Annotated in this window: 8 protein-coding genes; 5 read left to right on the plus strand and 3 right to left on the minus strand. The window is 73.7% G+C overall.

Annotation, left to right across the window (positions count from 1 at the left end; genetic code table 11):
* Positions 1 to 46: 46 nt before the first annotated feature.
* Positions 47 to 1,579, minus strand: coding sequence for an aldehyde dehydrogenase (NADP(+)) (locus tag ACFXPK_RS31315; RefSeq protein WP_384999438.1), 1,533 nt, complete (start codon positions 1,577 to 1,579; stop codon positions 47 to 49).
* A 191-nt stretch (positions 1,580 to 1,770) separates the two neighbouring features.
* On the opposite strand from ACFXPK_RS31315, the gene ACFXPK_RS31320 reads away from it, so the two are divergent.
* From ACFXPK_RS31320 to ACFXPK_RS31330, 3 genes are all read left to right on the plus strand, one after another.
* Positions 1,771 to 2,541 carry an IclR family transcriptional regulator gene (locus ACFXPK_RS31320; RefSeq protein WP_384999434.1) on the plus strand — a complete coding sequence of 257 codons (771 nt, stop codon included), beginning with the start codon at positions 1,771 to 1,773 and terminating at the stop codon, positions 2,539 to 2,541.
* 69 nt (positions 2,542 to 2,610) lie between these two features.
* Positions 2,611 to 4,059 carry a peptidoglycan D,D-transpeptidase FtsI family protein gene (locus ACFXPK_RS31325; RefSeq protein WP_385080514.1) on the plus strand — a complete coding sequence of 483 codons (1,449 nt, stop codon included), beginning with the start codon at positions 2,611 to 2,613 and terminating at the stop codon, positions 4,057 to 4,059.
* A 190-nt stretch (positions 4,060 to 4,249) separates the two neighbouring features.
* Positions 4,250 to 5,524: an MFS transporter gene (locus ACFXPK_RS31330; RefSeq protein WP_385080516.1), complete on the plus strand. Its 1,275-nt coding sequence runs from the start codon at positions 4,250 to 4,252 to the stop codon at positions 5,522 to 5,524.
* Here the strand turns inward: ACFXPK_RS31330 and ACFXPK_RS31335 are convergent.
* Together ACFXPK_RS31335 and ACFXPK_RS31340 are read right to left on the minus strand one after the other, a co-directional pair.
* Positions 5,513 to 6,691, minus strand: a complete 1,179-nt coding sequence (locus ACFXPK_RS31335) for a hypothetical protein (protein WP_385080518.1) — start codon at positions 6,689 to 6,691, stop codon at positions 5,513 to 5,515. The two genes, ACFXPK_RS31330 and ACFXPK_RS31335, sit on opposite strands and share 12 nt — an antisense overlap.
* Positions 6,688 to 7,638 (minus strand): 5-dehydro-4-deoxyglucarate dehydratase, encoded by a 951-nt coding sequence (locus ACFXPK_RS31340; RefSeq protein WP_384999422.1) that lies wholly within the window; start codon positions 7,636 to 7,638, stop codon positions 6,688 to 6,690. Before ACFXPK_RS31340 ends, ACFXPK_RS31335 begins: the two co-directional genes overlap by 4 nt.
* Positions 7,639 to 7,890: 252 nt before the next feature.
* Here ACFXPK_RS31340 and ACFXPK_RS31345 point away from each other — a divergent pair, with 252 nt between their 5' ends.
* Both ACFXPK_RS31345 and ACFXPK_RS31350 read left to right on the plus strand, forming a co-directional pair.
* Positions 7,891 to 8,700, plus strand: coding sequence for an NAD-dependent epimerase/dehydratase family protein (locus ACFXPK_RS31345; RefSeq protein WP_384999419.1), 810 nt, complete (start codon positions 7,891 to 7,893; stop codon positions 8,698 to 8,700).
* Positions 8,701 to 8,817: 117 nt separating this feature from the next.
* Positions 8,818 to 9,368: TerD family protein (locus ACFXPK_RS31350; protein WP_385080520.1), on the plus strand; the 551-nt coding region annotated here is incomplete at its 3' end.

The raw sequence follows: 9,368 nt of genomic DNA on the forward strand, positions 1-9,368 counted from the left end.
CCGCGCGGGGTGCGCGGTGGGGCGGTCGGGGAAGAGGCGGGCGGGCTCAGCTCTCCGGGCGGCCGTCGACGCGGCGCGGCAGGTCCAGCGGGTTCTCGTCGCGCAGCTCCGGCGGGAGCAGCGCGGCCGGCGTCGACTGGTACGAGACCGGGCGCAGCCAGCGTTCGATCGCCGTGGCGCCGACCGAGGTGGAGGTGGAGGTGGTCGCCGGGTAGGGGCCGCCGTGGTGCTGTGCGGGGGCGACCGCGACACCGGTGGGCCAGCCGTTGACCAGGACGCGGCCGGCCAGCGGGGTCAGCTCGGCGAGGAGTTCGGTGGCGCCGGGCAGGGTGCCGTCGGCCTCCTCGTCGGCGAGCTGGAGGGTGGCGGTGAGGTTGCCCGGGAGGCGGGAGAGGATCGTGGTGACCTCGTCCGTGGAGGTGTACCGGGCGACGACGGTGACCGGGCCGAAGCACTCCTCCAGCAGCAGGTCGTGCGCCCCCTCCGCGGCGAGCAGTTCGGCGGGCAGCGTCAGGAAGCCCGCGCTGACGGTGTGCTCGCCGCCCGCGCCGGGGGTGATGGGGGCCTCGACACCGGGGAGCGCGGCCCGCTCGGCCACGCCCGCGACGAAGGCGTCGCGCATCCGGTGGTCGAGCATCACGCCGGGCTCGGTCTCGCTGACCGCCGTGGTCAGCGACTTGAGGAGGCGGTCGCCGGGCTCACCGGCCGGGGCCAGGACGAAGCCGGGCTTGACGCAGAACTGGCCGACGCCGAGCGTCATCGAACCGGCCAGTCCGGCGCCGATCTCCTCGGCGCGGCCCGCGGCGGCGGCCTCGGTGATCACGACGGGGTTGAGGGAGCCCAGCTCGCCGTGGAAGGGGATGGGCTTGGGCCGGGCCGAGGCGGCGTCGAAGAGGGCGCGCCCGCCGCGTACGGAGCCGGTGAAGCCGGCCGCCGAGACCAGCGGGTGGCGGACCAGCTCGACCCCGGCCTCGAAGCCGTGGACGAGGTTCACCACGTCCTCGGGCAGCCCCACCTCGGCGGCGGCCCTGCGCAGCACGGAGACGCACAGCTCGGAGGTGGCGGGGTGGTCGGGGTGCGCCTTGACGACGACCGGGCAGCCCGCCGCGAGGGCGCTCGCGGTGTCGCCGCCGGGCACGGAGAAGGCGAACGGGAAGTTGCTCGCGGAGTAGACGGCGACGACGCCCAGCGGCACCTTGTAGCGGCGCAGGTCGGGCCAGGGCGGGGTGCGGTCCCCGTCGGCGTGGTCGATGCGCACGTCGAGGAACGCGCCCTCGTCGACGACCTCGGCGAAGGCCCGCAACTGGGCCGTGGTGCGGGCCAGCTCGCCGGTGAGGCGGACCGGGCCGAGGGCGGTCTCGGCGTCCGCCGCCTCGATGACGTGCTCACCGGCGGCGTCGAGCAGATCGGCGGCCGTACGGAGCAGGGCGGCCCGCACCGTACGGTCGGCGAGCGCTCCCGCGACGGCGTGCGCGCCCCGGACCGCGCTGTCCACCTCGGCGGCCGTGGCCTCCTGCGCGACCTGCTCACGCGGCTTCCCCGTTCGGGGGTCGACACTCCAGACTGGTGCTGCTGCCACCGCGGCTTCCTTCCCGACTCACGAACGTACGGACCCACTCACCGTCATCGGCTCCCTGACCCCGATACTGTTCGGTATTCTGAACAGGATTCCTGATAGTGAATGTGCAAGGACTCTATTTCCGCGCGTTCTGTGTGGTCAAGAGCGGTCAGTGCGTCAGGCGAGCGGGCCAGGAGAGGCGAGGGACGACGATGTCGGCTGCGGAAACCGGTGGAGCGCAAGTCAAGTCCGCGGTACGGACGGTCGAGCTGCTCGAATACTTCGCCGGGCGCCCCGGCATGCACTCCCTGGCCAGCGTCCAGGAGGCGGTCGGCTACCCCAAGTCGAGCCTCTACATGCTGCTGCGCACGCTGGTCGAGCTGGGCTGGGTGGAGACGGACGCGACGGGGACGCGGTACGGCATCGGCGTACGGGCGCTGCTGGTCGGCACGTCGTACATCGACGGGGACGAGGTGGTGGCCGCCGCGCGGCCGACGCTGGACCGGCTCTCGGACGAGACCAGTGAGACCATCCACCTCGCGCGTCTCGACGGCGTGAACGTCGTCTATCTCGCCACCCGTCAGTCCCAGCACTATCTGCGGCCCTTCACCCGGGTCGGCCGCCGGCTGCCCGCGCACTCGACCTCGCTGGGCAAGGCGCTGCTCGCGACCCACAGCGACGAGCAGGTGCGCGCGCTGCTGCCGGAGACGCTGCCCGCGCTGACCGAGCACACGATCACGGACCGCGAGCGGCTGATCGAGGAGCTGCACGCGGTGCGCGAGCAGGGGTACGCGGTGGACCGCGAGGAGAACACGCTCGGGCTGCGCTGCTTCGGGATCGCGATCCCGTACCGGACACCGGCGCGGGACGCGATCAGCTGCTCGGTGCCGGTGGCCCGGCTCACGCCCGCGCACGAGCAGATGATCAAGGACACGCTGTTCGACGCGCGGGACCGGCTCACCCTCGCCACCCGGCGGCTCTGAATGAAGAGTTCCTGAGAAGCGTCCTCAGGGGGGAACGCGCCCTGCTCCCCCGCTCGTCCCTGATACGGGATGAACAAGACGATCAGACACACAGCGGTCATCTGCCTGTCCCTGGTGCTCGCCCTCCTCGTGCGGGCGACCTGGGTCCAGGCGTACGAGGCCAAGGCACTCGCGGACGACCAGCACAACCGTCGTACCGCCATCGACCAGTACGCCCGGCCACTGGGCGACATCATCGTGGCCGGTTCGCCGGTCACCGGTTCCGCCAGGACGAGCGGGAGCGATCTGGCGTACAAGCGGACGTACCGGGACGGCGCGCTCTACGCGCCCGTCACCGGCTACAGCTCGCAGGCGTACGGCTCCACCCAGATCGAGGGCATCTACGCGGATGTCCTCGACGGGACGGACAGCCGGCTCCAGAACCCGCTGGACGCGCTCCTGCGCGAGCGGACCCGGCCCGGCGACGTGCTGACGACGATCGACCCCGCCGTGCAGCGCGCCGGATACGACGCGCTCGGCTCGAACAAGGGCGCCGCCGTCGCGATCGACCCGAAGACCGGCCGTGTCCTCTCCGTGGTCAGCACCCCCTCGTACGACCCCTCGGAGATCAGCGGAACGGAGGACGGCGCCGCGTGGCGCAAGCTCACCGGGGACGCGGACAAACCCATGGTCAACCGCGCCCTGCGGCAGCCGCTGCCGCCCGGTTCGACGTTCAAGCTGGTGGTCGCGGCGGCGGCGCTGGAGGACGGTCTCCACAACTCGGTGGACGAGGCGACGGACAGCCCCGACCCGTACACGCTGCCCACGACACACCAGGACCTGGGCAACGAGAACACCTCCGCCCCGTGCCGGAACGCCACCATCCGTACGGCCCTGCGGTACTCCTGCAACACCGTCTTCGCGAAGATGGCCGTCGATCTCGGGCAGGACAAGGTGCGGGCCATGGCGGAGAAGTTCGGCTTCGACGACGCGCGGCAGGACATGCCCGTCCGCGCCTCGGCGAGCGTCTATCCGTCCGGCATGGACCAGGCGCAGACGGCGCTGACGGGCATCGGGCAGTTCGATGTGACGGCGACGCCGCTCCAGATGGCGATGGTGTCGGCGGCGCTGGCGAACGACGGGCTGATGGCCGCGCCCCACATGGTGTCGAAGGTCGTGGACGCGAGCGGCGACACCCTCCAGTCGTACCCGGACGGGGACACGACCCGGATCGTCTCGTCCGCGACGGCGGAGCAGTTGCGCAGCGCGATGGTCTCGGTCGTCGAGGACGGCACCGGGACGAACGCGCGGATCGACGGCGCCGAGGTGGGCGGCAAGACGGGCACCGCGCAGCACGGCGTGGACAACAGCCGCACGCCGTACGCCTGGTTCACGTCGTACGCGAAGGACCCCTCCAGCGGCAAGGAGGTGGCCGTCGCGGTGATCGTGGAGGACTCGGGTGCGGCCCGCTCGGAGGTCAGCGGCAACGGGCTCGCCGCGCCGATCGCGCAGAAGATGATGCGGGCGGCGCTGAAGTGACCCGTCGGACCCGGGGGCTCCGGCGTCGGGGGCTCCCGCCCCGGGGGCTCCCGGGGCCCTGAGGGGCCTCAGGGCCCGCGGGCCGCGCTCCGGGGCGGGAAGTAGGTCGTTCTCCCCATGCGCCGGCCCTCCCCTCAGCGGCCACACTGACGCCCCGTGCCGTGCGGCGGCGGGAGTGGAGGGGGAGACCATGGGGTCGACACGGGGCGGTGTGCCCCGGGTGCTGAGGGACCGGAACGCGACGCTCGCTCTCGCGGGGGTCGTCGTCTCCGGGTTCGGTACGTCCGCGATGTGGCTGGTGTCGGGGATCTGGGTCAAGTCGCTGACCGGGTCGGACAGCCTGGCCGCGCTCACGGTCTTCGCGATGTGGGCGCCGGTGCTGGTGGGGCCCCTGCTGGGGGTGGTGGCGGACCGGGTGCGGCGGCGGCCGCTGCTGATCGGCTGTCAGCTCCTGCTGGCGGTGCTGCTCACGGCGCTGCCCGCGGTGGACTCCGCGGACCGGCTCTGGATCCTCTTCGGTGTGCTGGTCGTGTACGGGGCGAGCGGGGTCGTCCAGGACGCGGCGGAGGCGGCGCTCGTCGCGGGCGCCGTCGACCGGCGGCTGCTGGGCGACTTCAACGGGCTGCGGATGACCGCCAACGAGGGGATGAAGCTGCTGGCACCGCTCGCGGGCGCGGCGCTCTACGCGCGGTACGGCGGCGGCCCGGTCGCCCTGCTCGACGCGGCGACGTTCGTGCTGGCCGCCGGGTTCTTCGCGCTGCTGCGGGTACGGGAGGAGCGGCCGGACCCGGGGCCGCCGGGCGCCTGGCGGTCCGGGCTCGCCGAGGGGGTCCGGCGGCTGCGGGGGTCGCCCGCGGTCCGCCCGCTCGTGCTCGCCGCGGCGGCCACGATGCTGCTGGCGGGGGTCAACGGGGCGCTGATCCACGCCGTGGTCGACCGGGGGCTCGGCCACGCGCCCCCGTACACCGGGGTGCTGTACGCGGCGCAGGGCGCCGGGTCCGTGGTGACCGGGCTGCTGGCGGGACCGCTGCTGCGGCGGCTGCCCGAGCGGGTGTACGCGGGTGCCGGGATCGCGCTGTTCGCGGTGTCGGTCGGGGCGCGGGCGCTGCCGTACGACGCGGTGGTGCTGGCGAGCGCCGTGGGCGTCGGTCTGGGGCTGCCGTGCGTGCTGGTCGCCGCGCTCACCGCCGTCCAGCGGGAGACCCCGGAGGCGGCGCTCGGCCGGACGGTGGCGAGCGCCAACACGCTCATCCACGTGCCCAACGCGGTGGCGCTGGCCATGGGCGCCGGGCTCGTGGCCGTCGTGAGCCACACCGTCCTGCTGCCGGTGGCCGGGGTGGCCGGGCTGCTCACGGCCGGGTGGCTTCTGCGGGCGGCGCCCGCCACGGACGGCGGGGCCGGGCCCGGCGAGGCGGGAGCGCCCGCCACCGACGGGCCCGGCGGGGCCCCGGACTCAGCCCGGTAGCCGGGAGAGCGCCGCCGTCACCGCCGCCAGGTCCGCGTCCGAGGCGAGGCCAGCGTGGTAGAGCCGCAGTTCGGTCGCGCCCAGCCCGGCGGCGTGCGCGGCGTCCTCGGCGAGGGTGTCCGGGGCGCCGCCCATGCCGCTGACGACGCCGAAGTTGGCGGCCAGCACGGAGGTGTCGGTGCGGTGGCCGGCGAACGGGCCGAGCATCGCCGCCGCCGCGCCGCCGGTGCAGGGCAGCACGACGCCGTCCGCGACGCCCAGGATGTGCGCCGGGTCCACGCCCGGGTTGGCGCCGACGCGGTACGGGGCGGGGTCGGCGTGCAGCAGCACCTGGAAACCGGGGGGCGCCTGTGCCCGTACCGCCGCGACGGCCGCCTCCTGGAGCCCCTGGGCGACACCGCGCCGCCAGGTGTCGGTGAGGGCGGCGAGATCCGCGCCGAGCAGCTTCTCGACGCCGGGCCGGCCGCTCTCCCGGGATCCCCTGGCCCACACGGGTTCCAGCGCGCTCCGTACGGCGGCGGCCACCTCGTCCGGGGCGGCGCCGAGGCCCGCGTACCCCTCCCGGCAGACCTCGCAGAAGCAGAGCGACATCAGATACTGCGCGGCGTCCCCGAGGGCGACCCCGGCGGTCTTGTCGTGGGCGTGCAGATGGGCCAGTCCGTACCAGCCGCAGGACTCCAGCTCGGTGCCGCCGGTTCCGGGGCGTACGGCGGCCTCGGCGGCCAGCTCGGTCAGGTACGCGGCGACGGCGGGCCGCGCGACACAGGGCGCCCAGGGGTAGCGGTCGCCGTAGGCGTTCACCACGGAGGTCTCGGGACGCTCGGCGCCGAGGCGGGAGTTGTGTGCGAGGACGACCCAGCTGTGCACGTCGAGCCCGGCGCCGGCCAGCGCCTCGGCGGCCTCGCCGTAGGCGTCGCCGGGGGCCCAGTCGCCCGACGGGTACGGGCGCGGCTCGCGGCCCGCCCAGCGGGCGGCGTCCGGCGGGTAGAGGACGGCGGCGTGCTCGGCGGTGACGATCCGGTGGCGCGGATGGCGCGGGGTGAGCGCCCGGGTGGAGTGGTACGCGGAGGCGAGGGTGACCTGCTGGACGCCGAGTCCGGCGATCCGGGCGGGGGCGTCGGGGTCGCCGATCACGTCCCAGGGGTAGACGAACGCGGAGGTCTTCACGCGTCCTCCCCGGCGGGGAGCAGCGTACGGCCGTGCTCGACGAGTTCCGCGAGGGCCTTGAGGTGGTCGGGCCGGGGTTCGCGCAGCGGTGGGCGTACCTCTCCGACGTCCAGACCGGCGAGCCGTACCCCGGCCTTGACCAGCGAGACGGCGTAACCGCGGCCCAGGTTGCGCAGTTCGACCAGCGGTACGAAGAAGCCGTCGAGGAGCCGGACGGCCGTCGCGTCGTCGCCGGTGGTGAGCGCCCGGTGGAAGGCGAGGGCGATGTCGGGGGCGAAGGCGAAGACCGCGGAGGAGTAGAGGGTGATGCCCAGGCCCCGGTAGGCGAGCCCGGTGAGTTCGGCGGTGGGCAGCCCGTTGAAGTACAGGAACGCGCGCCCGGGGAGTTCGCGGCGGACGGTGCTGACGGTCCGCTGCATCAGGTCGAGGTCGCCGTGGCCGTCCTTGAGCCCGATGATCTTCTCGTTCCGTGCCAGGGTGACGACGGTCGCGGGGGTGAGGAGGGCGTTGTCGCGCTGGTAGACGATGGTCTCCAGGGACGTGGCGGCGGTCAGTTCGGTGTAGTGGCGCACCAGTCCCTCCTGGTCGGCGGCGACCAGGTAGGGCGGCATGGCGAGCAGCCCGTCCGCGCCCTCCTCCTCGGCGATCCGCGCGTACCGCGTGGCCAGCGCCGTGCCGTAGCCGGCGCCCGCCACGACGGGGACGCGGCCCGCCGTCTCCGCGACGGCGGCGGCGACGCACCGGCGGTACTCCTCGGGGTCCAGGGCGTGGAACTCCCCGGTGCCGCAGCACGCGAAGACCGCGGCGGCGCCCGCGTCGACACCGCCGCGTACATGGGCGCGGAACGCGTCGAGGCCGAGGCCGCCGTCCGGCCCGTACGCGGTGACGGGGAAGAACAGCGGCCCGGCCACACGGGTGAGGCGGGCGGCGAGCGGGGCTGAGGTCACGGGCGCTCCCTGGCCGTGGGGCGAGCGTTTGATGGCTCGTGCATCACTCTGATTGGTGTCCATATGTCTGAACGGCGCCACGCTAAGCCAGCCTTGAGGGGCCGGTCAAGACGCGATACCGCAACGCGGGGGCGGATTCGCGCCCTGGGGGCGACACTTGACGACGACCCGCCACCCTCCTTATTTTGTCCACGCATGTGAATTCTGTCTACGAATCTGAGTGTTCTCCGAACCGTCGAGGAGATTCCGCCCATGCCCGCACCCCGTACCGTCCTGCTCACCGGCGCCGCCGGCGGCCTCGGCACCCTGATGCGGGGGCTGCTGCCCGCGTACGGCTACGAGCTGCGGCTCTTCGACGCCACCCCCATCGAGGGCGAGCCGGACGCCATCACGGCGGACCTGGGGGACAAGGCGGCGCTGCGCGAGGCGGTGTCGGGCGTCGACGCGATCATCCATCTCGCGGGGATCTCCCTGGAAGCCTCCTTCGACAAGATCGTGCGCGCCAACATCGAGGGGACGTACAACCTGTACGAGGCCGCGCACGCGGCGGGGGTACGGCGCACGGTGTTCGCCTCCAGCAACCACGCGGTCGGCTTCACCCCGCGCCCCGAGGCGGGCGAGCCGCTGATCCCGATCGACACGCCGCGCCGCCCCGACACCTTCTACGGGCTCTCCAAGTGCTTCGGGGAGGACCTGGCGCAGCTCTACTGGGACCTGCACGGCCAGGAGACCGTCTCCGTACGGATCGGCTCCTGCTTCCTGGAGCCCACCTCCGTACGGATGCTCTCCATCTGGCTGAGCCCCGGCGACTGCGCCCGGCTCTTCCACGCGGCGCTCACCGCCGAGGACGTCGGCCACACCACCGTCTACGGCTCGTCCGCCAACACCCGGCTGTGGTGGGACCTGACGACGGCGCGGGCGCTCGGCTACACCCCGCAGGACGACTCGGAGCAGTACGCCGAGAAGCTGATCGCCGAGCAGGGCGAGGCGGATCCGGCGAACCCGGCGCACACACGGCTGGGCGGCGCCTTCACCACCGACCCGCCGCAGTGGCCCTACTGAGACCCCCTCAGGGACGTACGGAGGGCGCGTGACGGCGGTACGGAGAAGGACGCAGAAGGCGGCCGAAGGTAAGGGAACGGCAAAGCGGGGTCGTTCGTTACGTCTGGCATGACAGCTATGACCCCCGGCTCGAACATCCCTCTCCCCACCGCCCATGTCGCGGTGGACGTCGCCGCTCCCGTGCGGCTCGACGTATCGGGCCTGCTGCTCACCGCCGACGGCAAGGTGCGCTCAGACGACGACTTCATCTTCTTCAACCAGCCGGCGGGCCCCGGCGTGACCTACCGCTCCGGCGGGGGTTCGGCGCCCGACGCGATCGTCGTCGACACCAGCGCCGTGCCCGCCGGCATCGAGAAGATCGTCGTCACGGCGAGCCCGGACGCGGCGGGGCAGAGCTTCCAGGGCATCGAGCCCACGGCCACGATCCGTGACGCCGGCACGGGCGGCGCGCTGGCCACGTTCACCCCGCCGAAGCTGGGCACGGAGACGGCGCTCGTGATCGTGGAGATCTATCTGCGCAACGGCGTCTGGAAGGCCCGCGCGGTCGGCCAGGGGTACGCGAACGGGCTGGCCGGGATCGCCACCGACTTCGGTGTCTCCGTCGAGGAGCCCGCCCCGGCGGCGGCGCCCGCGCCGGCCCCCGCGATCGCCGACCCCCGGGTCGCCGC

It is taken from the genome of Streptomyces sp. NPDC059142 (genome assembly GCF_042755665.1).
Lineage (GTDB): Bacteria > Actinomycetota > Actinomycetes > Streptomycetales > Streptomycetaceae > Streptomyces.

Coding starts and splice junctions, on each gene's coding strand:
- ACFXPK_RS31325 (WP_385080514.1), top strand. CDS start 2,611: ATGAACAAGACGATCAGACACACAGCGGTCATCTGCCTGTCCCTGGTG.
- ACFXPK_RS31330 (WP_385080516.1), top strand. CDS start 4,250: ATGGGGTCGACACGGGGCGGTGTGCCCCGGGTGCTGAGGGACCGGAAC.
- ACFXPK_RS31345 (WP_384999419.1), top strand. CDS start 7,891: ATGCCCGCACCCCGTACCGTCCTGCTCACCGGCGCCGCCGGCGGCCTC.
- ACFXPK_RS31320 (WP_384999434.1), top strand. CDS start 1,771: ATGTCGGCTGCGGAAACCGGTGGAGCGCAAGTCAAGTCCGCGGTACGG.